General features: G+C 40.9%; 26 protein-coding genes and 1 pseudogene. 5 read left to right on the forward strand and 22 right to left on the reverse strand.

The window, feature by feature from the left end; genetic code table 11:
• Positions 1 to 547: 547 nt before the first annotated feature.
• From yidC to NDM98_RS11295, 10 genes are all read right to left on the reverse strand, one after another.
• A complete protein-coding gene (gene yidC, locus NDM98_RS11255; RefSeq protein ID WP_251607562.1) occupies positions 548 to 1,330 on the reverse strand; it encodes a membrane protein insertase YidC in 783 nt (260 codons plus the stop codon).
• Between the two features lie 37 nt (positions 1,331 to 1,367).
• A complete protein-coding gene (locus NDM98_RS11260; RefSeq protein ID WP_251607564.1) occupies positions 1,368 to 1,640 on the reverse strand; it encodes a hypothetical protein in 273 nt (90 codons plus the stop codon).
• 86 nt (positions 1,641 to 1,726) lie between these two features.
• A complete protein-coding gene (locus NDM98_RS11265; protein ID WP_251607566.1) occupies positions 1,727 to 2,263 on the reverse strand; it encodes an ABC transporter permease in 537 nt (178 codons plus the stop codon).
• Complete coding sequence (locus tag NDM98_RS24655; RefSeq protein ID WP_373370374.1) at positions 2,205 to 2,387, reverse strand: ABC transporter permease; 183 nt, start codon at positions 2,385 to 2,387, stop codon at positions 2,205 to 2,207. Before NDM98_RS24655 ends, NDM98_RS11265 begins: the two co-directional genes overlap by 59 nt.
• The gene (locus NDM98_RS11270) at positions 2,372 to 2,755 is read right to left on the reverse strand and encodes an ABC transporter permease family protein (protein WP_251607569.1); all 384 of its coding nucleotides are present in this window, start codon (positions 2,753 to 2,755) and stop codon (positions 2,372 to 2,374) included. Before NDM98_RS11270 ends, NDM98_RS24655 begins: the two co-directional genes overlap by 16 nt.
• Complete coding sequence (locus NDM98_RS11275) at positions 2,712 to 2,987, reverse strand: hypothetical protein (RefSeq protein WP_251607571.1); 276 nt, start codon at positions 2,985 to 2,987, stop codon at positions 2,712 to 2,714. The genes NDM98_RS11270 and NDM98_RS11275 overlap by 44 nt, the downstream gene beginning before the upstream one ends.
• Entirely contained in the window at positions 2,980 to 3,879 is a 900-nt protein-coding gene (locus NDM98_RS11280; RefSeq protein ID WP_251607573.1) for an ABC transporter ATP-binding protein, read from the reverse strand. The genes NDM98_RS11275 and NDM98_RS11280 overlap by 8 nt, the downstream gene beginning before the upstream one ends.
• Positions 3,880 to 3,894: 15 nt before the next feature.
• Positions 3,895 to 4,755 carry an ATP-binding cassette domain-containing protein gene (locus NDM98_RS11285; RefSeq protein ID WP_251607575.1) on the reverse strand — a complete coding sequence of 287 codons (861 nt, stop codon included), beginning with the start codon at positions 4,753 to 4,755 and terminating at the stop codon, positions 3,895 to 3,897.
• 9 nt (positions 4,756 to 4,764) lie between these two features.
• Positions 4,765 to 5,142: a GntR family transcriptional regulator gene (locus tag NDM98_RS11290; protein WP_251607576.1), complete on the reverse strand. Its 378-nt coding sequence runs from the start codon at positions 5,140 to 5,142 to the stop codon at positions 4,765 to 4,767.
• 18 nt (positions 5,143 to 5,160) lie between these two features.
• Positions 5,161 to 5,877, reverse strand: coding sequence for a hypothetical protein (locus NDM98_RS11295; RefSeq protein WP_251607578.1), 717 nt, complete (start codon positions 5,875 to 5,877; stop codon positions 5,161 to 5,163).
• A 164-nt stretch (positions 5,878 to 6,041) separates the two neighbouring features.
• Between NDM98_RS11295 and NDM98_RS11300 the strand changes: the two genes are divergently transcribed.
• The 3 genes and pseudogenes from NDM98_RS11300 to NDM98_RS24660 all read left to right on the forward strand — a co-directional run.
• On the forward strand, positions 6,042 to 6,473 hold the full coding sequence (locus NDM98_RS11300) for a cell wall hydrolase (protein ID WP_251607580.1): 432 nt from the start codon (positions 6,042 to 6,044) through the stop codon (positions 6,471 to 6,473).
• A gap of 21 nt (positions 6,474 to 6,494) precedes the next feature.
• Positions 6,495 to 6,824, forward strand: coding sequence for a spore coat protein GerQ (locus tag NDM98_RS11305; RefSeq protein WP_373370375.1), 330 nt, complete (start codon positions 6,495 to 6,497; stop codon positions 6,822 to 6,824).
• Positions 6,805 to 6,861: pseudogene (locus NDM98_RS24660) on the forward strand (hypothetical protein); the annotation flags it as partial. The gene NDM98_RS11305 and the pseudogene NDM98_RS24660, both read left to right, overlap by 20 nt.
• An 822-nt stretch (positions 6,862 to 7,683) precedes the next feature.
• On the opposite strand, the gene NDM98_RS11310 reads toward NDM98_RS24660, so the two are convergent.
• Positions 7,684 to 8,058 carry a DUF423 domain-containing protein gene (locus tag NDM98_RS11310; protein WP_251607582.1) on the reverse strand — a complete coding sequence of 125 codons (375 nt, stop codon included), beginning with the start codon at positions 8,056 to 8,058 and terminating at the stop codon, positions 7,684 to 7,686.
• A 140-nt stretch (positions 8,059 to 8,198) separates the two neighbouring features.
• On the opposite strand from NDM98_RS11310, the gene NDM98_RS11315 reads away from it, so the two are divergent.
• Positions 8,199 to 8,810 carry a GNAT family N-acetyltransferase gene (locus NDM98_RS11315; RefSeq protein ID WP_251607584.1) on the forward strand — a complete coding sequence of 204 codons (612 nt, stop codon included), beginning with the start codon at positions 8,199 to 8,201 and terminating at the stop codon, positions 8,808 to 8,810.
• Here the strand turns inward: NDM98_RS11315 and NDM98_RS11320 are convergent, their stop codons facing one another.
• The 9 genes from NDM98_RS11320 to NDM98_RS11360 form a co-directional block, all read right to left on the reverse strand.
• Positions 8,811 to 10,031, reverse strand: a complete 1,221-nt coding sequence (locus NDM98_RS11320; RefSeq protein ID WP_251607587.1) for a PucR family transcriptional regulator — start codon at positions 10,029 to 10,031, stop codon at positions 8,811 to 8,813.
• A gap of 111 nt (positions 10,032 to 10,142) precedes the next feature.
• Positions 10,143 to 11,621, reverse strand: coding sequence for a sodium/proline symporter PutP (putP, locus tag NDM98_RS11325; RefSeq protein WP_308807710.1), 1,479 nt, complete (start codon positions 11,619 to 11,621; stop codon positions 10,143 to 10,145).
• An 83-nt stretch (positions 11,622 to 11,704) separates the two neighbouring features.
• Complete coding sequence (pruA, locus tag NDM98_RS11330) at positions 11,705 to 13,255, reverse strand: L-glutamate gamma-semialdehyde dehydrogenase (protein ID WP_251607591.1); 1,551 nt, start codon at positions 13,253 to 13,255, stop codon at positions 11,705 to 11,707.
• Between the two features lie 17 nt (positions 13,256 to 13,272).
• On the reverse strand, positions 13,273 to 14,190 hold the full coding sequence (locus NDM98_RS11335) for a proline dehydrogenase family protein (RefSeq protein WP_251607593.1): 918 nt from the start codon (positions 14,188 to 14,190) through the stop codon (positions 13,273 to 13,275).
• Between the two features lie 353 nt (positions 14,191 to 14,543).
• A complete protein-coding gene (locus tag NDM98_RS11340) occupies positions 14,544 to 14,807 on the reverse strand; it encodes a DUF5327 family protein (RefSeq protein WP_251607595.1) in 264 nt (87 codons plus the stop codon).
• Between the two features lie 70 nt (positions 14,808 to 14,877).
• Positions 14,878 to 15,123: a MerR family transcriptional regulator gene (locus tag NDM98_RS11345; protein WP_308807711.1), complete on the reverse strand. Its 246-nt coding sequence runs from the start codon at positions 15,121 to 15,123 to the stop codon at positions 14,878 to 14,880.
• A gap of 47 nt (positions 15,124 to 15,170) precedes the next feature.
• Positions 15,171 to 15,902: a 3'-5' exonuclease gene (locus NDM98_RS11350; protein ID WP_251607597.1), complete on the reverse strand. Its 732-nt coding sequence runs from the start codon at positions 15,900 to 15,902 to the stop codon at positions 15,171 to 15,173.
• A 6-nt stretch (positions 15,903 to 15,908) separates the two neighbouring features.
• Complete coding sequence (locus NDM98_RS11355; RefSeq protein WP_251607598.1) at positions 15,909 to 16,919, reverse strand: DUF294 nucleotidyltransferase-like domain-containing protein; 1,011 nt, start codon at positions 16,917 to 16,919, stop codon at positions 15,909 to 15,911.
• 10 nt (positions 16,920 to 16,929) lie between these two features.
• Positions 16,930 to 18,192 carry an ammonium transporter gene (locus NDM98_RS11360; RefSeq protein WP_251609104.1) on the reverse strand — a complete coding sequence of 421 codons (1,263 nt, stop codon included), beginning with the start codon at positions 18,190 to 18,192 and terminating at the stop codon, positions 16,930 to 16,932.
• 299 nt (positions 18,193 to 18,491) lie between these two features.
• Here NDM98_RS11360 and NDM98_RS11365 point away from each other — a divergent pair, with 299 nt between their 5' ends.
• Positions 18,492 to 19,142, forward strand: a complete 651-nt coding sequence (locus NDM98_RS11365) for a spore coat protein (protein WP_251607600.1) — start codon at positions 18,492 to 18,494, stop codon at positions 19,140 to 19,142.
• A 669-nt stretch (positions 19,143 to 19,811) separates the two neighbouring features.
• On the opposite strand, the gene NDM98_RS11370 is transcribed toward NDM98_RS11365, so the two are convergent.
• Both NDM98_RS11370 and NDM98_RS11375 read right to left on the reverse strand, forming a co-directional pair.
• The gene (locus NDM98_RS11370; RefSeq protein ID WP_251607602.1) at positions 19,812 to 20,861 is read right to left on the reverse strand and encodes an AbrB family protein; all 1,050 of its coding nucleotides are present in this window, start codon (positions 20,859 to 20,861) and stop codon (positions 19,812 to 19,814) included.
• Between the two features lie 33 nt (positions 20,862 to 20,894).
• Positions 20,895 to 21,560, reverse strand: coding sequence for a uracil-DNA glycosylase (locus NDM98_RS11375; RefSeq protein WP_251607604.1), 666 nt, complete (start codon positions 21,558 to 21,560; stop codon positions 20,895 to 20,897).

The raw sequence follows: 21,560 nt of genomic DNA on the forward strand, positions 1-21,560 counted from the left end.
CCTTCTTTTTTAGTATCCACCTCTACCTCTGACTATAACCTCCATCTCTCTTTATCAACTATTGATTCCTCTTGCCAAGACTGCCTTTCTCTTGGTGCATCAAAAATCCCTCTTGGTAAAGACCCACACATTCAAAAGGACTTTAAAAATGCCTCATTTTTATTCCTTATGTCTTTTGACCTTGCTTATCTCACTCTCTGGCGCTTGCTAACGCATGCTTCCTCTTGATGTTCCCGGTGTGCTCTTGGTAATGGATTTCCGGCTTGGTAACGAGTTGTTCTTTCTTGGTGTCTCTTCCTCCGTCTGAATAAAGCACCTATCTTTCTTTGTATCCACCTCTACCTCTGACTAAAACCCCGTGCTTTCTTGCTATCACCCTCCACCTCTGACTAAAACCCCCATCTCTCTTGATCAACCATTGATTCCTCTTGCCAAAACTGCCTTTCTCTTGGTGAATCAAAAATCCCTCTTGGTAAAGACCCCCACTTCCCCTCCTCCTCTCCAACATAAAAAAAGAAGCGAGCCTCGGAGGCTCGCTTCTTACTTCTTATTTTTCTAATTCAGCCAATGTCAGGTTTGGACGAATGACTACAAAATACGTTTGGATAATCATGAAGATATTTCCGATAACCCAGTACAGAGAAAGAGCAGAAGGTAATGTTACACCAGCAATAATAATCATGACAGGCATAATATACATTAAGATACTCATCGGATTAGGCATACCTTCAACAGTCGGCATTGCCTGCATTTGACTCATAGACATTTTCAACTGAACAAATGTTGTAATGGCCGCTACAACGGGCAGAATGTAGTCTGGCTGACCTAGGTTAAACCAGAGAAATTCATGGGCTCTAATTTCTTCTGTACGGATAATCGCAAAATAGAACGCCATAATGATTGGGAATTGAACAAGAATTGGCAAACACCCAGCCAATGGGTTAACGCCGTGCTTTTGATAAAGTCCCATCATTTCCTTTTGAACTTCTTGCTGAGCTTTTGGATCGCCCTTTTTCTTTTTCATTCGTTCTTGAATTTCTTGCATTTCAGGACGAAGTAGTTGCATTTTTCGTGTACTTTTTTGCTGCTTCAGAACTAGTGGTAATAGGACACAACGAATCAAAATCGTTGTAATGATAATAGACAAACCGTAGTTATCATTAAAGAAAACAGCAACGGTTGTAATTAACCAAGACATTGGATATACGAAGAAATGACTCCAGAATCCCTCGGTTTCAGCTGTAATTGGTGCTTGCTCCATAGGTGAACATGCTGATAGAACAATCATCAACAGCACCATTGTTAACATAATCAAATGTGACTTCTTCAAAATTAAGACTCCTCCTTGTTGTATATACGCAATTGACTTAATAAGCTGCTGCCACAAGGGATGGAGCCTCATCATCAGAAGCATATTGATCATTAATAGACGGTTTCTTTGGACGATAGGTGACCGACTTCGGGCGAATAGGTGGTGATACAAGATACAGATATGCTTGAACACGCATCTCTTTCTGTTGATTCCATTTCACCTTATAATTACTAAAGGCAAGGTTCATATTTGAGAACGCAGCCAGCATATATAAGCCGATCAGGACAACGGCCCACAACATCATCATTTCAAGTAATAATTCAATCACACCTATTCACCTCCTACCCTTTGCACAACAGAATCATCGTACCACACTTGTCCACCGTTCTCAAAATGCTTTTTTAATGTTCTTGTTTATTTTTTTGAAAGCGATAACGCTGCTTTAATCCCTTTAAACAATGAACCACTACCATACATGATTACTCCGCCTTTGTAGACATTAGCTGCAAAGATACTAAATACTACGATAGAGGCAATCATCACGCCAAATGATAGCACGACTTCCCAGACTGGTATAGCGAGTAGTCCGAAGCGAAGGAACATGATGATTGGTGAGAAGAACGGAATCCATGAAGAAACTGTTACAACGATTGAATCGGGATTACTTAACCCATAAATCGCAATAAAAAATGCAATCATGACCATGTAAATTAACGGTTGGATTAGTGTGTTTACGTCTTCTACACGACTTACAAGTGATCCTAGCATCGCCGCAATACTTCCATATAACAAGAAACCAAGTGCTAAAAAGATAAACGCATAAATAAGTAAATCATAAGGTAAACTTGATCCAAGAAACTCGGTAATAAAGCTAGCTTGCTCTGAAGAACCTCTAATCAGAAATCCTAGTCCAACTCCAATTACAATCGAGAGAACTTGAAGTAGCGCCACTCCAAGCAATCCCGATAATCTTTCCGAACATTTGAACAATCGGGTGAACACTTGAGACCAAGATCTCCATTACGCGAGATGATTTCTCTGTGGCAACTTCTGTAGCAATCATGGTTCCATACATAATAACTGAAATATAGATGACAAAAGAAGAACATACACGATTGCTTGAGCTTGAAAGGTTTCTTCTTCTGTTCGATCAGGAGTTAATGATGAAGCTGCTGATTCCGTATCAAAGGAAATTGGAGCATAAATGTCTGCAAGCTCTGCTTCATCAAGCCCAAGCTCTAGTGTTGCAAGTGACTCTTTTACTCTTTGCACGGTTGTTTCAACATCATTTGCGACTGATGAACTCACATCCTCCGCATAAAGCAATGCTGAAAGTTGTCCCGTCTCTTCCTCGGATGACAGGCTTAACACATAATCAGTACCGGCTTCCTCTAATATGTCAGCTTGGTTCTCCAACAAGTGTTGACTCATTTGTTGCTTCATAGTCCTCTGACCCCGAAAGCTCTGCTACAACAACGTCGGTCACATCCTCTTGATCTCCAACAACTACGATCGTTTGTGGTCCTTCATCTCCGCCTGAGAATGCATCAAAGATTCGATCAATATTAATGGCACCAGCAATAAAAACGATCGTAATAAGTGTCGTAATAATAAACGCCTTTGTCTTTAAGCGATTGGATAATGTGTGTAAGGTCACTGTCCAAAAATTATTCATAAGTGGTACCCACCTTCTCGACAAAAATATCGTGTAAGCTTGGTTCTTCTACTTCAAATCGTTCCACAAAGCCTTTTTCTGTTATAAGAGCAAACAATGTTTTGGCAATCTCCATTCCCTCAACTTGAATACGCGCTCCATTTGGGTTCGATTCGTACTTCGTTACACCCGGTTGATCTTTAAGGAAATCCAGAGAATAATCAGCACGTATGACCACATTTTTCTTGCCAAAGTCTTGTTTGATTTCTTTCAGCTTGCCATGAACAACAGGACTACCTTTATGCATGATACATAAGTGCTCACACAACTCTTCCACATGCTCCATCCGGTGACTAGAAAAGACAATGGTTGCCCCTTCATTTTTTAACTCATTCACTGCTTTTTTTAGCAAATCAACATTTAGAGGATCCAGGCCGCTAAAAGGTTCATCTAAAATAATTAGCTCTGGACGATGCAACACAGCAGCGATAAATTGAATTTTTTGTTGATTCCCTTTAGACAATTCTTCGATCTTTTTTGTCTCATATTCCGGCACCTTAAACTTCTCAAGCCAGTCTTTCATGGAGCTTATGATCTCTGCTTTTTTCATGCCCTTTAGGCGTCCTAGATACAGCAGTTGTTCTCTTACTGTTAGCTTTGGATATAAACCTCGTTCCTCAGGTAGATAGCCAATGATGCTTGTGCGACTATAATCAATCTTTTTTTGATCCCACGTAATTTTCCCTTCAGAAGGCTCTAACAGACCAAGCATCATTCTAAAAGTTGTGGTTTTTCCCGCTCCGTTAGCTCCAAGCATGCCAAACATTTCACCTTTTGGTACTTGAATCGTTAAGTCGCTTACTGCATTAAACTGACCAAATCGTTTTGTTACATGATCAATGGATAAACTCATACGCTCAACTCCTTATTATTCTTCCAATTTTGTTCGTAAAATGTCCGCGATACCTACAGCTTGAATTTGTTGGATCTCATAGCGCTGATCAGTAAGCATTTGTTCTGTTAATTCACGATCCTCAGATAATAGCATGGATGTTTTACCTGTTGTTTGGACTTTTTTCACTCCTGGAATACTTGCCAGACCGGGCGCATGTTCCACCCACATATACGCATATTGTTCAGTAAGCTGGTCTTTTTCAAAAGGACCATCTAATGCTCCTTTTTTTAGAAAATGAATGTAATCAGCCATTTCACCAACCTCACTAGGTGTGTGTGTTGAAAATAAAATCGTACGCTGCTCATCCTGCTCTAAATAGGTGATCCACTCTTTTTTTAACTGCTCCTGGCCACTAATATCAACCCCAGCTAAAGGTTCATCCATTACGAGTAGCTTGGAGGGGCGTGCAAGGGCAAGGGCTGTCATCGCCTTCTTTTTCATACCAACAGAGAATGTATCGAGCTTTTTCTTAAGAGGCAGTTCAAACTCAGATACGAGTCTGTTGAACAATTTTTCGTCCCAATTTGTATATGCTGCCATTTCAAGACGAGCGATCTCTTTTAATGAAAAATACGAGTGAGGTCCTAACTCTTGTGGCATATAGGAAAGCTTTTGTTTCCATCGTTCTTCAGGCTCTAACCCATTAAACCGATTAATTGTTCCAGAATCCGTACGAATCATACCTGCAATCAGATGAAACAGCGTCGTTTTTCCTGATCCATTATTGCCGACAAATACATGAATGCTTCCAGGCTCGATATCCATCGACTCTATTTGAAGAATCTGTTGCGACCCAATGTTCTTTTGTACGTGTGATAATGTTAATGGTTTCATGTGCCCCTCCTATTTTTTTAGTAATTCTTTAAAGAGCTTAACTAGATCCGCATCCGAATAATTATGTTGTCTACCCGTATGGATCGCATGCATTAGTCCTCGCTCCACTGTCTCTACTTTTGCTAACTGCCTCGCTCCTGTATCAATATCTGCAACAAACGTCCCTTTTCCCTGCAAGGTTCGGATCAATCCCTTCTCTTCAAGATTGTGGTATGCACGCTTTGTTGTTATCACACTACAGGCAAGATCCTTCGACAATACTCTAATAGAAGGAAGACTTGAACCCTGCTCCAAATGCCCCGAAACAATTAACGCCTTAATTTGTTCTTCAATCTGATGATAAATCGGAGAACGGCTTGATTCATCAAGCTGTATAGGAAGCTTCATTCGGCTACCTCCTTTTGCTTACACATGGTAATCAGCCTTGCGCATGTAGTGTTTCATATAATAGACAGTCAAAACAATCGTAATAATTAAGATAACTAATGCTATGGATGAGGCAATGACGGGATGAAACACCGTATAATAAAATATCTCAGAGACAATGCCTGGTCCAATAAATTGATTAAAAGCCCATACAACCGTTACAAATACTAAGAAAGAGAGCGTATTAAAAATCCATAGATACTTTTTAGAGTATCTTGCTCCCGCCTCTCCCATCACACTCACACACGCTATTACAATTGTCAGGACATTCCAAACAAATAACCATGCAGGTAATGAAATAAGTTCTTTAAAATCACTTGGTGCTAAAAAATATACGATAAGCATGATGGTCGTTTGAACAATAACATTAATGACTAAAAATAAAATCAATCTCGCTTTAATGATTGTATTCATTGAGAAAGGCATCACCTTAAGTAAGACCTGAATCGGGGCAACGTACAAATCGCCTTTTACGAACGAAAGATAAAATGGTTTACTTCTAACGCCTATATGAAGAAACAAACTGATTGGCAAGATTAAAAAATCCATAACCCACTTTGTTCCCGGTTCAATTAAGACTGAACTTATTATAATGATTGAAAAAAACATAAATAAAATAAACAGAAAACCATTTTGCAATTTCATATTCCTCAACTCAAACATCATCAGCTCTTTCACTTGCTGTTTCTCACTCACTATATACCCTCCTACTGTTTATGTGTGTATATCTTTATATACAGTATAACAGTGTATATAAAAAATGTGCAAGTATTTTTTGCAGATGTACATATTCGATCTGTTGGATTCATACAGTTAAAGGGATGGTGATTGGGTAATACGAAGTTAAACGGAGGTGTACGATGGCCGTTATAAAAGCGTCTTCAAGCGATATTGATGTGTTGGCTCGACTAATGAGGGCAGAGGCAGAGGGTGAAGGGGAACAAGGTATGCTGATGGCCGGAAATGTAATGGTGAACCGCGCAAGAGTTCGGTGTTTAGATTTTTCAAACGTAAATACCATTCCGCAAGTAGCCTTTCAATCTCCTGGTGGGTTTGAAGCTGTTCAAAAAGGTTATTTCTATCAACGTGCTCGTGAACGTGACAAACGTTTGGCTAGGCGATTAATTAACGGTGAGCGGTTTTATCCAGCAGATAATGCCTTGTGGTTTTTTCGACCTGGAGGAGATTGTCCTGCGACTTGGTATGGCCAGGTGAATTCAGGAAGGTATAAGTCGCACTGCTTTTATATTCCAACACAAGAAGATTGTACAGAAGTTTATAATACGTTCTAATCAAAAAAGGAGTGAGCTAACGTGTATCAGCAGCCTTGGAATTATAATTATCAAGCGAATGGTTATTATGATCAGTATTACCGTCAACAGCCTCAGCAAGGTCAAGGGCAAGGACAGCCAGCACCTTACTTCTCGGCTCAGAACTATCAGACTCCTGGATTTGCACAGCAAGCTCAGGCTGGTGCTACACCTGCAGAAGGGGGCTCCTCTCTGCCTATTGAGCAATCGTTTATCGAAAATATTCTTCGGTTAAATCGCGGGAAGAATGTGATTGTTCATCAAACGTTTGAAGGCAATGATGAGTGGGGTGCTCGTGTGTTCCGCGGGCGGCTTGAGGAAGCTTGGACGTGATCATATTATTGTTAGCAACCCGGAGACGGGGGAGAGTTATCTTTTGTTAATGGTTAATTTGGATTGGGTGACATTTGATGAACCGATTACGTATTCATATCCATTCGGACAGCAAGACTCTTCGGATATCGGTACTTATTCGCCACGATAAACAGATAAAAAAATTTGATATTAAAAGAGAAGACTAACGATCCTTTCAATAGGGACGTTAGTCTTTTTGATTTTTGGAATTGATTAGCGTATGGAGATTCTGCAATCTCACCGCTACCAGGATGGGCGGCACGCTTTCCGTGGGCGGGCGTTGAACTAAATCGGCTACGCCGTTTCATTTCAACCCTGCCCGTAAATCCCACCGGAGTCGGCCTGCCCATCCCGTCCGCTAGTACGAGCGTCTAAACTTTTAACAGATTGTTACTGATGTGTTTGTTTAGTTATCTAAATCAAAGTTAGTATTTGGTGTGTAATCTAATATGTTAAAACAACCACAAACTCCACATTCCAAATAAAGCAAGAAAATACTTTTAAAAACATAATGAATAATACAAGAAAACACACTAGATTATCCATTATCTAACGTGATGAGACGAGCATTATTACCTTAGATTAGAAAAGCGAGATCTTTAATATCGTTTATCAAGTCTAGTTTGTACATATGCCTGTAGAGGCTCCATGTCAAAATCGACTTCCTTCTCTACTCCATTTTTAATATTCATTTGCATGGTGTCTTGCAGTTATTGCATTTCTCTGTTTCACCTACAAGACAATATAGTGTCCGAACAAAACAAACGACGAAAAATCCATACAACTGGACCGTTCGTCGTTTTGTTTTTTATGTGAGGCCTGATCTTTTGCCTCTTCCTTATAAGGACCTCACGGCAAATGTGCCTAGTAGGATCCAGCCTATGATAAATGCTAGGCCTCCGATTGGTGTGATGGCACCGAGTTTTGTAATGCCTGTTAGAGCCATGACGTAGAGGCTACCGGAAAAGAAGATGATTCCAATAAGGAAGGCCCATCCTGCTCCTGTTAATAACGATGAGGATGTCATCTTCATACCTGCTAGGGCAACAGCTATTATGCCGAGGCCGTGAATCATGTGGTATTGCACACCTGTTTGGTAATTTTTCATCATACGTTCTGAGATTCTAGGTTCTAATCCATGAGCACCAAATGCCCCAATACCTACTCCTAGAGCCATTACGATGCTTCCGATTAACAAGAATAATTTAACCATATGTACAACTTCCTCTCTTCTCTTACATCGTTTCTTTCTAATAGAGTATCATACCTTCTATAGGCAATAATTCATAACGCGAAACTGTCATCGAATCCTCATTTCTATTAGTATAGAAGAATGGAGGTGTTTACATACATATGAATAACGTGACCGTGCGCCCTTATACACTAGCTGATTATCAGGCCTTATTACAAATACAAAAAGAAGCGTTTCCTCCACCATTCCCTTCAGAGCTTTGGTGGCAAGAAGCGCACATTCAAAGCCATGTCGATACGTTTCCCGAGGGTGCATTACTAGCCGAGGTGAACGGAGTTGCTGCTGGATCTGCCACCTCACTCCTTGTAGATTATGATGGCAAGGACCACACTTGGGATGAAATCTCTGACTTGGGATTTATCCGGCGCAGTCATAAGCCAAGTGGCGATAGCTTATATGGAATTGACCTTTGTGTCAGGCCCAGTATGCGTGGACAAGGGGTCGCTCAAGCTTTATATGAAGCACGTAAACAAACGGTACGCGACTTTAAACTAAAGCGATTTATCGCGGCATGTCGCATTCCAGGCTACCATCACCACGCCGAAGAACTGTCAGTACAAGAGTATGTGCAATCAGTTCAAATGGAAACACTTAAAGATCAGGTCTTAACATTTATGCTTAAGCAAGGCTTAAACCCGATCTCCATTCTTCCTAACTATGTTGAAGATACAGAGTCACTTGACTACGCTGTTTTAGTTGAATGGTTGCGATAGCTAGTTTTGATCACGGCGTAGCTTTTTTAAGACCATAATATCAATGAGGAGCTGACATTTAAGATTAAAGTTATCAAAGCGGATAGCAGTCAGCTCTTGAATTTGTTTCAGACGGTACGACAAGGTATTCGGGTGGATAAACAGCTGTTCTGAAGCTGCTTTTACTCGGCAATTATTAATTAAATAGAGTTCAATTGTTTTAATAAATTCTGTTTGGCTGACTGCGTCTTTTCGTTCAAGAATTAGAAGATCTGGATTTTGATAACCTGTTTCTACTTGAATGTGAGAAAACGTCTCCAAATACCTAAACATGCCAAGCTGCAAAAATTCTCTGCGGTCCATAGGTTGATCCCCAAGCATCTCTGCAACGTTAATAACCTGTAGCGATTCTTGATAACCCCTGGCTAGTTCACCTAAATTTAAACAAGAGCGGCTAATACCCATCCACATCTCGGCATATTCCTCGTCACTGACCTCGTGCCTTAGAGCTTTGAGCATACTTCTAATGGTAAAAGGGGTCGGATACTCACCTGTTAATACAATAATTTGACCTTTATGCGTTAACACATAGCTATTCGGCAAAGCTATTTTACGTAGTGCCTCTGCCCTTTTAGGAAGTGGTGCTTCTTTTGCTTGTGATATCACTGTGACAACAAGATGTCGTGTATAAGGAATGCCTTCTTGCTGCGCTAGTTCCTGCAATTTTTGTTTTGATGAGATGGTGTTACCAAGTGCCGCTTGATACACTCGGTCTGCTGTTTCACTTTTTGCGAGCTTAAGAACATGGCTCTCATACATAATTTGTGCAAGATGATTAACGGACGCTTCAAAAAATTGCAGCTCCGTGTCTGTTAATGCCTGCTGATGCTCCTGAATCCATATGTATCCTTGGATTTCTCCTTTGTATCGAATCGTTTTGACAATCCTAGCGTTAAGACCTATTTCTTCAATCTGTCCTACAGTAAAACGCTCTTCACTCTCTTGTAACTTTTCGATGATTCCGCACTCTAAGAACTTATCATATATGTGTTGTGGACATTTTTTCGAGAATATCGTCTGTTGATTAGCTAGATCGAATTGGTGTATATGGTAGGAATGATAAGCGGCTAATGAAAAATCTGCACTTTCAAGAATAACTGGTCGCTTTAGTTCCCTACTCGTACAATCAATAATTTCTCCAATCTCAGATAAAGATTCAAGCTGTTTTAGAGGCTTGTCCATACCCAACATCCTCCTGCACCGTTTTTACCCCTATCATACTTGTATTATGACTAGTTGTATAGAGATTAGCACAGCAAAACCCCCAAGAATCACTTGAGGGTTTTACACGGTTTACGAAAGTCTTTTTACTTCATCAAATTGCTCAACTGTTTTTGAAGTCGGTGCTGCGGTTAACAAACTCACTGCATAAATCATGATGACACTGACAATAAAACCAGGGATCAGCTCATACAGATTTTCCGATAATCCAATTCTGCTTGAAAAATCAAATTGAGACCAAATGACAACAACGACCGCCCCTGATATGATACCTGCCAATGCTCCCCATGTATTCATTCTGCGCCAGAATAGGCTAAGTAGTACAACAGGGCCAAATGATGCACCAAATCCAACCCAAGCATAACTTACCATGTCTAAAATGGAGCTTGGTTGCACCCACGCAATACTTAGCGCAAAAGCTGTAATGATAAATACCGCTATTCTTCCTACTGCCACCAGCTCTTTTTCCGAAGCTTGGCGTCGGAAAAAGGTTTTGTACAAGTCGTCTGTCAACGAACTAGATGTCACTAATAGTTGTGACGAAACGGTACTCATAACCGCAGCTAAAAGTGCCGCAAGAATAAATCCAGTAATAATTGGATGGAATAAAATATTTCCTAATTGAATAAAAATTGTTTCTGGATCGGCAATTTCCATCCCTTGCTGTGCATAATAAGCAAGGCCAATCATTCCAGTGAAAACTGCGCCTAATAGTGAAATAATCATCCAGCTCATCCCAATGTGCCGTGCTTTTTTAGCTCCTTTAGACGTAGTCAAAGCCATAAAGCGAACAATAATATGCGGCTGACCGAAATAGCCTAATCCCCATCCAAGAAATGAGATAATACCTATTGCACTCATACCGGTAAATAAATTTAACATACTGGGATCAATTGCACGAACTTCACTTACTGCCTCAGTTGGTCCTCCTAATGTAATCAGAGTCACAATTGGTACAAGAACCAAGGCAACCATCATAATCATACCTTGCACAACATCTGTCCAGCTAACAGCCAAAAATCCTCCAACTAGCGTATAGACAAGCGTGACACCAACTAATACTAAAATACCTGTTGTATAGTTCATATTGAGTACATTTTCAAATAGTACTCCACCAGCAACCATACCTGAAGCAATATAAAAGGTAAAAAAGATTAAAATGACAAGACTTGAAAAAATCCGTAATACTCTCGTTCGATCACCAAAGCGATTCTCAAAATAACCAGGGATGGTAATCGAGTTATTCGCAACCTCTGTAAAAGTTCGCAAGCGTGGCGCCACATATAACCAATTTAAGTAGGCACCTAACGATAGTCCAATCGCAATCCAAGCTGCACGAAATCCTTCATCGAATATTGCACCCGGCAGTCCCATAAGCAGCCAACCACTCATGTCTGACGCCCCTGCACTAAGTGCCGCAACACCTGGTGTTAATCCTCTTCCACCCAGCATGTAATCTGAGTGCGATGACGTACGCTTATAGGCATAATAGCCAATCAATAGCATCGCCACCATATACACAACAATCGATCCAGTTAAATATCCGTTCACATAACCCCTCCAATACAAAATTCCCAACTAGTGTAACAAAAAATGAGGCGGAATAAAAACCGCCCCATCATGTATACCCGTATTTAGTATGTTTCACTCACTGTTTTTGCATTCATGTGCAAAGTTAGGTAATCTGGCCCACCTGCTTTTGAATCGGTCCCAGACATTTTGAACCCTCCAAATGGATGATAACCAACAATAGCACCTGTGCAATTACGATTAAAGTATAGATTTCCTACATGGAATTCTTGCTTAGCACGTTCAATGTGAGCACGATTGTTCGTAATAACAGCTCCTGTTAAACCATATTCCGTATTATTTGCCACCTGAAGCGCCTCATCAAAGCTTGAGACCTTAGAGAATGCAAGGACTGGTCCAAAAATTTCTTCCTGCATGATACGTGCTTCAGGATCAACATCAGCAAAGATCGTTGGTTGGATAAAGAAACCTTTGGAGTCATCACCCGTTCCTCCACTGACTAAACGACCCTCGTCTTTGCCAATTTCAATGTAACCCATGATTTTTTCATAAGAAGCAGCATCAATGACAGGACCCATATACGTTGAGTGTTTCTCAGGATTTCCTGTTGTTTGTTCCTCTGTAATCTCAATCACTCGTTTTAACACTTCATCATACACGTCTGCATGTACTACCGCTCTTGATCCTGCCGAGCACTTTTGACCTGCAAATCCAAATGCTGATGCGAAAATAGACTGAGCCGCAAGCTCAACATCTCCGTCTTTATCTACAACTACAGTGTCCTTGCCACCCATTTCAGCAATCACTTGCTTTAGATGCTGCTGTCCAGGATGTACAACGGCCGCGCGTTCAAAAATACGCGTTCCAACTTCACGTGACCCAGTAAAAGTAATAATACTTGTTTTCGGATGATCAACAAGTGTGTCCCCTACCTCAGATCCACTACCAGGAACAAAGTTAATCACTCCGTTTGGCACGCCTGCCTCCTCTAAAACCTCAACAAAACGAGCGGCAATGATAGGAGTTGCACTAGCTGGCTTTAGAACAACCGTGTTCCCCGTTACAAGAGGAGCTACTGTAATACCTGCCATGATCGCAAATAAGAAGTTCCAAGGTGGAATAGACACCGTTACACCAGTTGGCGTGTAGATATATTGATTGTATTCCCCTTCACGGCTAGTAATTGGTTTTCCATTTGCAAGTTCAATCATCTGTCTTGCATAATACTCCAAGAAATCGATTGCTTCCGCTGTATCAGCATCTGCTTCCTTCCAAGGTTTACCCGCTTCCTTCACAAGCAACGCCGAGAACTCATGCTTCTGACGACGAACAATCGCCGCTGCACGGAATAAAATATTTGCACGCTCTTCCGCTTTTGTATATCTCCATGATTCAAAAGCTGTAGCTGCAGACTCAATCGCCTTCTCTGCTAACTCTTTTGTTGCTTTTGATACACTTCCGATCACTTCGTCTTTTTTAGCGGGATTGTAAGAAACAATCTTGTCTTCTGTAATAATTCGCTCCCCATTAATAACAAGCGGATAATCTTTTCCAAGCCATTCCTTGTTTACGGTTTTAAGAGCTTTCTCAAATGCTTGCTGGTTTTCTTTTACACTGAAATCTGTAAATGGCTCATGTCTATAAGGTGTAGTCATTTTATCGTCCCCTTAGCTTATTTTTTGGTTAATCCCTTTAATGCAAAACTAATATTAGAAGGCTTTTCTGCTAACCTTCTCATGAAGTACCCGTACCAATCATCCCCGTAAGGCATATAAATTCGTACATTGTACCCTTCATTCTTTAGGACCTGCTGTGTTTTTGTACGCATCCCATAGAGCATTTGGAATTCAAATTGATCCTTTGCAATTCCGTCTTCCTTCACCAATTGCTTAGTGAATTCAACCATCTCATCATCATGAGTCGCAATCGCTGTATAGTTGCCACCTTCAAGCTGCTTACGGATGAGCTTTTTGAAATTTTCACGAATATCTTCTTTCTCTGTATGAGCGACTTGAGCAGATTCCTTATACGCACCTTTGACTAAGCGGATAAATGGCTGCAGTTCATTTAAATCTTGCAAATCTGCCTCTGAACGGTACAAATATGCTTGAATCACCGTACCAATTTGTTCATATTGCTGCTTTAATTCTCGAAAAAGCTCAAGCGTCGCTTCACATCTTGACTCATTCTCCATATCAATTGTGACTAAGATGTTATGGGCAGAAGCAACTTTCATAATCTCGTGCATATTCTCTCGTACTAGATTCATATCAATATCCAGTCCAAGAGAAGTAAGTTTGACCGACACTTGTGTTTGAAGATTCTTTGCTGCAATCGTTTCAATCGTACGTATACATTCCTGTGTACGTTCACGCGCAACTTGTTCATCCATCACAAACTCACCTAAATGATCCACGGTTACTTGAATGCCATTTTTATTCAATTGTTGAATGTGCTTAATGGATGAATCAAAATCAATTCCTCCAATAATGTTTCCGGTGGCAATTGATTTGCCCCACCTTTTAGCCATAAAATTTAATCCACGATTTTTAGACAAAAATAAGAAAAAGTCTCTGCTCAAAGCGTCCATCCAGAACACCTCATCCTTCACTGTTACTACTCTTATTTTACGTGATTAAAATTTATCTTAGCAATATTCTAACAATACAACGTTTTCATATAAATATTGTGGATTACACACAAAGATTATTTTGTGTGTAAGATCCGATGACATGAGGGATTGATAAAAGAAAAAATAGTAGTGGTTGTTCTATAATAGCTGTTTCGATTTCGCTTTCGAAAGTTGAGGCTACCGCGGACAGACTTTGAACTAAACTGGCTTTGCCAATTCAATTCAATAAGTCTGTTTATCCCGCAGATGTCGGTCCGTAAATTTCGTCCGCTAGCTTTAGGATAGATGATTCATAGTGGGAATAAAGTCAATTAAAAATCAAAGAGGCTACCTGGTTTCTCTTTTTCTTCTTGAACGATTGGGGTAGATGTTGTTGGGACAGTAGGTTTTTCGGAGTTTGTTGGCAACGAAGCTGTAGATACGTGAGTTGGACTAACTTTTAGTAATCGACAATATCCTTCTATCACCGATGTGTACTCTCGAATGGCTTGTTGATCTTGTTGCTTGATTGCCTGCTTTAGTAAGTTAAGCTGTTCTTCCATATTTTTCACTACATGCTCTGCAGAAATATTCATCGTGCTCACCTCTTTCATCATTAGTTTAGCACAAAAAAAGGACTGCCCAAAGATCTGGACACTCCTATGCTCAACCGTCTGAAGACATAATTGCTTTTATTCCTGCGATGTTAATTCCTTTTTCAATATAAGCTTTCACCGTGTTCAACCGCTCAATATCAAATAATGAAAACATACGCTGATTTCCTTCATTACGATCAGGCTTTACAAGCCCCTGCTCCTCATAATAACGGATTTGCCTTGCCGATAAATCCGTCATCTCCATTACTACACGAATAGGGAAACATGCTTGTCTAGGCGGGATGTCATGACTCACAACCCTTTCCTCCTCTGTATATATACTCTGATGTTAACAACCTTTTTCTACTTACCTTTAGCTAAGTGTACATACACATCTCGTAATGAATGGAAGCCCAGTGACTCTGCCTTTACAACATTTTCACGCCATAGCTTAGCAGCAAGAACCGCATCTGACATAGCATGATGTCGATTACTTGTTTTAATGTTGTAATAAGCACAGCATTCATCAAGAGTAACCAACTCTTGATCAGGTGCTACCACTCTTGTTAGAAACGATGTATCCACAAGTCGATGTTGAAAAGTAAGACGTAATGTTTGCCAAGTGGCATGAGCCATAAATCGTTTTTCATGGCTTGCATGATGGGCTACAAGAGTCGCATCTCCAATAAACTGATAAAATGAAGTCAGGACATCAACAAGTTGCGGAGAATCCTGTAATTCCTCATTTGTTAATCCAGTCAATGCAAGGATCTCCTCAGAAGGTTGTTTTTTAGGCTTTACGGTAGAGTAAAAAGTATCTTCTTCTAATATCGTTGAACCCACCATTTTCACGGCGCCTATCGATAAAATACTATCGCCAACATCAGGATTAAAACCACTCGTTTCAAGATCAAAAACCACAAAAGGTAAAGTAGAGAGTGGGTTATCCAACACATCATGCTGCTTAAGTTGTCGTTGAATTTCACGAACATGAGCTAATTGATTCGCTGCCGACTGTTGTTGCGACGACGTATATATGCCAGGGCTTAATTTAGTCGAAAGCTGCTTAACAAGCTGAATCATGTTATTCATCATAACAAACTACTCTCTCCCTACTATTTGTTCTACCTTGTGGTAAAGCTCTCTACCTTCCTTAATCCATTGCTTAAGTTGTCTCTTCTCATCTGAATCAAGACTTGATACCTGTAAATGATGAATGTAATCGTACTGATCAATTGATTGTTGCCACATCAATCGTTTCTCAAGAAGTTTACGATAAGAAGGCTCATATTTTTTAATATCTGATTGAGATTCTGAAAGCTGCTGAAAACGCTCAAGCGTCTCTGAAGCTAACACTTCCTCCTGAATTGCGAGTAATCTTAAGCCATTCACATATGGAAATAATGCAAGCTGTTTTAAATCAAATGTTCCTTTATGTTTGCCTTCCGTCTCTGTAAGAAGCTGACCAAACATGCCAATACCATTACGTAGACGCCCAGTATTATCTTTGAATCGATTAAGTAACTTTGGATTCCTTTGTACCTCTTTAAAAATAGTCTGCTTTAAGTCCGTTAGAAACTCTTCAGATCCTGACACCACTCTGCCATCAAAAAAGGTTAACAAATATCGTAAATTTTCCCACGTGTCCTCTTTTAACCAACGCAATATCTGATCCGTAAAGTCTTGCCTGGATTTGCACCATTTTTTGTTAGATGCCATTACATTTCCATCACAACGTTCATAGCCAACAGCCTCTAGGGCATCAACAATCGTTTCTCCAAGTTCAAGAAAATACGTTTGTAATTCCTCTTTATCTGTTCCTTCTTTTTGTTCAAAAATAATGCCGTGATCTTGGTCACTCCAGAAGAGTTGTTCCGCTCGGCCGGCACTACCCATTACAAAGAAAGTAAAGTGAGCAGGAACACTGCCCCACTCACTTTCAGTCTTTTCAATCGCTACCTGAAGAGTCTCTTTCATTAACTTCTCATGGAGCTCATGAACATTTTGTATCGTTGGCTCAATTTTCTTCAAATCGGATAGTCGCTTTTGATACAGCTCATCTAAACGATTCTGCCAACGATTTTGTTCGTTTTGATTAGGCAGTCCACTCATATGGACCTCCTTATGCACCTGTCTTTTTCTTATCTATTTCCGCTTGCATATTTTCTGGATATCCGTAGCTACCATGCTCACTAATATCAAGTCCCATAATCTCTTCTTCTTCAGTAACACGAAGGCCACCAAGAACAGCTTTGATACCTAGTAGAATGACGTACGATGCGATAAAAGCAAACACTCCACACGCTATAACGCTAATAGCTTGAACTCCAAGCTGAGTCAATCCACCACCGTAAAACAACCCTGGACGTCCTCCGTTCATTTCAGCCAGCTGAGGTGTTGCAAAGAATCCTGTTGAAAGAGTTCCCCAAACACCAGCTACCCCGTGAACAGAAAGGGCAAAAATTGGATCATCAATTCTTGCTTTATCAAAGAATTTCATGCTGAAGTATACAATTAAACCACCAACAATACCGATAATAACCGCTGCCCAAGGAGCAACAAATGCACACGATGCCGTGATTGCCACAAGTCCTGCAAGAGCACCATTTAGCATTGTTGGAACATCTGACTTACCAGATAAAGCATAGACTATGAACAGAGCAGCAATAGCACCAGCACCGGCTGCAAGCTGTGTATTCAACGCTACATAGCCGAAGAACCCATCTGCTACTCCACCTGTACTACCTGCATTAAAACCAAACCAACCAACCCAAAGGATAAGAACACCTAGTGCCGTGAATACTTGGTTATGACCATAAATCTCGTTTGGCGAACCATCTTTATTAAAGCGTCCCAAACGTGGTTTCAGAAGAATCGTTGCAGCAAGAGCACCCATTGCACCAGTTAAGTGAACAACCGTTGATCCCGCAAAATCTTGTTTACCAAGTGATGATAACCAACCAGCGTCACTCCAAATCCAGTGAGCAACAATTGGATATACAACTGCTGAGAAAAGTACAGCGAATAATACGTATGCCGCAAGCTTTCCACGTTCAGCAAATCCACCAAACGCAATCGTTAAAGCAATTGCTGCGAACGTTAACTGGAAGAAGAAATCAACCGATCCAGTTGTACCTTCCGCATCAAAGCTAGTGAAGTCTCCAAAGAAAAAGTTAGATAAGCCAATAAATGCATTTCCTTCACCATATATAAATCCGTAACCTACTGCCCAGAATACTAATGAAGCAATACCTACTGTAAAAATTGTTTTTCCAGCAATATGACCTGCGTTCTTCATTCTCGTCGAACCGGCCTCAAGTAAGATAAATCCACCTTGCATAAATAGTACTAAAATTGCAGCTACCGTTAACCATAAGTTGTTCATTAGAAAAATAGGATCGTTCAAGTTCTTTCGCCCCTTTCAATCTTTTACTTGCGTAAAGATAGTTGACATCTCTTGTCACCCCTAATTATACGTTTCTGTAATGCTTTAGCTACATAAATGGAAGATTACCTGACATTATTTCTATTCTTCTGAAATAACTGATTATTCATCCTACCCCATTACAAAGCATGTTTATGCGCTTTCATTTTTTCTAAAAATAAGCACGTATTTTTCTGATAATTTAAGCCATATTAAAAAATGGACCGCATCGGGTTCCTAACCAAAAGGAGGCGCACACAATGAACAGCTTACCGAATCAGAACCAGGCTAATCAAACGCACTCTGAACAGATTCCACCAAAAATGAATCACGGTGGTCACGAACTTTTTGACAGCCATGAGATCATTGCGGGTATGATTAACGTCCTTGACCAATATATGATCTTCCGTTCGTTCATGAAGGATCAAACTTTAATCGACATCCTCGACCGGCAATATTCATTCATCGAGAGCCAATACAATTTAATTGTAGAAGCCTTTAGCACTGGTCAAAAACCCTCTGGCTCAACAGGTGTCTATAAAATGACTCAAACTCATGACGTCATTTATGGAATTAAACCTTCACAGCCAAAGAAACCAAACCAGTCTCTAAATGACGTGAAAGAAACCGGATTATCTGCTCACATGCTTGGTCTGTTAAAATCGGAAGCGTCCTTAATCGGGATGGCTGCAAGTGAAATCACCAACCCCGTCGTTCGCCGAGTTTTAGCCGATACGATTCCAAACTTCATTGAAATGTCTTATGAAGTGTTCCTTTACCAGAATAAGCACGGGTATTACCAAGTACCTCAACTATCTGCAAAGGATTCCCAGGCCATGACTCAAGCATATGTACCCGCCACACAGCCCGTACAAATGCCAACACCAAAGTCAAGCCAAATGCTTCAATAAAGCTGATTCAACACAAAAAGAAACGGGTGAGTGCCCCGTTTCTTTTTTGTTTTGAATGTGGTGCGGTGGGGGTTCTTGGTGCGGTGCTTTGGTTCATGGTGCGGCGCGGTAGCTCTTGGTGCGGTGCTTTGGTTCTTACTAAAATAGACTTCCTCTTGACTAAAGTGGCGACGCTCTTGGTACGGTCTGCCTCTTTCTTGGTTTTGAGCGTGCGGGCTTGGTGGTTCCTGCGTTTCTCTTGGTTATGAGGCTCCCGTCTTGCTAACCACTTCATCGCTCTTAACGTTGTGAGGTTTTCTCTTGGTATGGCGCTCCACTTCTTGCTAAGCACACTTTCCCTCTTGCCAAAACCTCAAATTCCAATTCAATTAATAAAAATGGACATTTTTATTCCTTTTGTCTCTTGAACTAGTCTTTCTCTTGCTAAACATCGCTTCCTCTTGATAAAAACAGCGTTGCTCTTGCTTCAGTCTGCTTCTTTCTTTGTTTTGAGGGTGCGGGCTTGGTGGTTCCTGCGTTTCTCTTGGTTATGAGGCTCTCATCTTGCTAACCACTGCATAACTCTTGATGTTGCGGAGGTTTCTCTTGTTATAGATCCACACTTCTTGCTTAATCTGCCTTCTTCCTGGGCAACAGAGCATCCCCTCTTGCTACCCCCACCAATCACTCTTACCCCTCTTCCACTTCACTCCTCACTGGCTTTTTCGCAAACCATTTAATGTAAAAAGGAAGGGCTGCAAATAAACAGAGGACTCGAAGCATCTGCAATGTGGCGACCAATGTGGAATCGAGGTTAAGTGAGAGTGCGGTTGCTGCCATCTCGGCTGCACCTGCTGGCACTATGCCCAGCATGGATTCACTAAACGATGTTGATGTAATGGTAAAAAATAAGCTCGCGAGTAAGATACTCGCTCCGAAGTAAATCACCAAAGTAAGTGCGCTGACCTTCCCAATTCGTAATAACTCACTAAGTGTCTCTCGATCAAAGCGCATGCCGAGAATTGCGCCCATTAATGCTTGAGCTAAACCCGGGATAACGGATGGCATGGTTGCGTCCGGTAACACAAAGGTATGCGCGGCGAACCCAAGACCAATGCTTATAAATATAATGGCACCTGGAAAGGGGATGTATCCGCCAATTCGAGCAGATAGGAGCGCGACCACAATAACACATAGGAGAACGGAGATAAAACCAATGGCTGATATATTTGGAGTTTGAATCGGTAAATCATTTCTCCCATCTGAAATAACACCTGCTAAAAAAGGGATGGCCAACACAAATAAGGTGATTCTGGTTGTATGAAAAGCGGCCACTATTCGTTGATCGGCTCCGTATTCTTCACTGACTGCAATAACCTCTGAGGCTCCGCCTGGTAGGCAGCAAAAAAAGGCGGTATTTTCATCAAGTCCAGACCACTTTTGGAACATTCGACCTAAAATTAAGCCGAAAATAATGGTAAGAAGAATTGAGATTAATAATGGAATAATCAGCTCTTTGTAAGTAACAAATCGCTCTAGGACAACTGTAAATCCAATATTGGTTCCGACCACTGCAAGAATAATAGAAAAGTAGCGTTTTGAAAAAACGATTTTCCCACTCGAAAATGACCAAATGATCCCACAAACTAACGCTCCAAGCAACCATCCTGCAGGTACATGTATTGCCTGAAACAACGCCCCCACAAGAATCGCGGAAACGAGGTACACTATCTTATGCAAAACGGACGACTCCCTTCATATACCAGACCTAATTCAAAGCTTCCAATTAATAGGTTCTAGATTCTGTTGCTCGAGCCACTTATTAATAGTCGAAAACGGACGGCTGCCAAAGAATCCTCGACGCGCTGAAAATGGGCTTGGGTGCGGGGAGGTTAGAATTAAATGCTGTGGATTGATGACTCTCTCTCCTTTTAACTCAGCGTGTTTACCCCAAAGTAGAAAACAAACTGGCTGTTCGCGGTCATTTAATGAATCAATGATTGCATTCGTAAAGTACTCCCATCCCTTCCCTCGGTGTGAAGCCGGTTCTCCTTGGCGAACCGTCAGCACGGTGTTTAGAAGTAAGACGCCTTGTTTTGCCCACGGAACAAGGTTTCCATGATCAGGTGGTTCAAACCCAAGGTCACTTTGAAGCTCCTTGTATATATTTTTTAATGAGGGCGGACATTTGACTCCTGATTGCACAGAAAAACTCAGCCCATGTGCTTGTCCTGGACCGTGGTATGGATCTTGTCCGATGATAACCACTTTTACATCTTGGAAATCAGTTAGATGCAACGCATTAAATAAATCTTGCATCGGCGGATAGATGGATTGCGTATTATATTCTTCTTTTAAGAACTCACGTAGTTCAAGATAATAAGGTTTTTCAAACTCTGGTGATAATTGCTCCTGCCATTGATTGTTCAAAATACTCAT

It is taken from the genome of Alkalicoccobacillus plakortidis (assembly GCF_023703085.1).
Classification (GTDB): domain Bacteria; phylum Bacillota; class Bacilli; order Bacillales; family Bacillaceae_D; genus Alkalicoccobacillus; species Alkalicoccobacillus plakortidis.

What these genes read in the sequence shown, in the direction of transcription:
- NDM98_RS24655 (WP_373370374.1), bottom strand. Translation starts at nt 2,387, where the DNA reads ATGTATGGAACCATGATTGCTACAGAAGTTGCCACAGAGAAATCATCT.
- NDM98_RS11270 (WP_251607569.1), bottom strand. Translation starts at nt 2,755, where the DNA reads ATGAAGCAACAAATGAGTCAACACTTGTTGGAGAACCAAGCTGACATA.
- NDM98_RS11275 (WP_251607571.1), bottom strand. Translation starts at nt 2,987, where the DNA reads ATGAATAATTTTTGGACAGTGACCTTACACACATTATCCAATCGCTTA.
- NDM98_RS11280 (WP_251607573.1), bottom strand. Translation starts at nt 3,879, where the DNA reads ATGAGTTTATCCATTGATCATGTAACAAAACGATTTGGTCAGTTTAAT.
- NDM98_RS11285 (WP_251607575.1), bottom strand. Translation starts at nt 4,755, where the DNA reads ATGAAACCATTAACATTATCACACGTACAAAAGAACATTGGGTCGCAA.
- NDM98_RS11290 (WP_251607576.1), bottom strand. Translation starts at nt 5,142, where the DNA reads ATGAAGCTTCCTATACAGCTTGATGAATCAAGCCGTTCTCCGATTTAT.
- NDM98_RS11300 (WP_251607580.1), top strand. Translation starts at nt 6,042, where the DNA reads ATGGCCGTTATAAAAGCGTCTTCAAGCGATATTGATGTGTTGGCTCGA.
- NDM98_RS11310 (WP_251607582.1), bottom strand. Translation starts at nt 8,058, where the DNA reads ATGGTTAAATTATTCTTGTTAATCGGAAGCATCGTAATGGCTCTAGGA.
- NDM98_RS11315 (WP_251607584.1), top strand. Translation starts at nt 8,199, where the DNA reads ATGAATAACGTGACCGTGCGCCCTTATACACTAGCTGATTATCAGGCC.
- NDM98_RS11320 (WP_251607587.1), bottom strand. Translation starts at nt 10,031, where the DNA reads ATGGACAAGCCTCTAAAACAGCTTGAATCTTTATCTGAGATTGGAGAA.
- pruA (WP_251607591.1), bottom strand. Translation starts at nt 13,255, where the DNA reads ATGACTACACCTTATAGACATGAGCCATTTACAGATTTCAGTGTAAAA.
- NDM98_RS11335 (WP_251607593.1), bottom strand. Translation starts at nt 14,190, where the DNA reads ATGGACGCTTTGAGCAGAGACTTTTTCTTATTTTTGTCTAAAAATCGT.
- NDM98_RS11340 (WP_251607595.1), bottom strand. Translation starts at nt 14,807, where the DNA reads ATGAATATTTCTGCAGAGCATGTAGTGAAAAATATGGAAGAACAGCTT.
- NDM98_RS11350 (WP_251607597.1), bottom strand. Translation starts at nt 15,902, where the DNA reads ATGATGAATAACATGATTCAGCTTGTTAAGCAGCTTTCGACTAAATTA.
- NDM98_RS11355 (WP_251607598.1), bottom strand. Translation starts at nt 16,919, where the DNA reads ATGAGTGGACTGCCTAATCAAAACGAACAAAATCGTTGGCAGAATCGT.
- NDM98_RS11360 (WP_251609104.1), bottom strand. Translation starts at nt 18,192, where the DNA reads ATGAACAACTTATGGTTAACGGTAGCTGCAATTTTAGTACTATTTATG.
- NDM98_RS11365 (WP_251607600.1), top strand. Translation starts at nt 18,492, where the DNA reads ATGAACAGCTTACCGAATCAGAACCAGGCTAATCAAACGCACTCTGAA.
- NDM98_RS11375 (WP_251607604.1), bottom strand. Translation starts at nt 21,560, where the DNA reads ATGAGTATTTTGAACAATCAATGGCAGGAGCAATTATCACCAGAGTTT.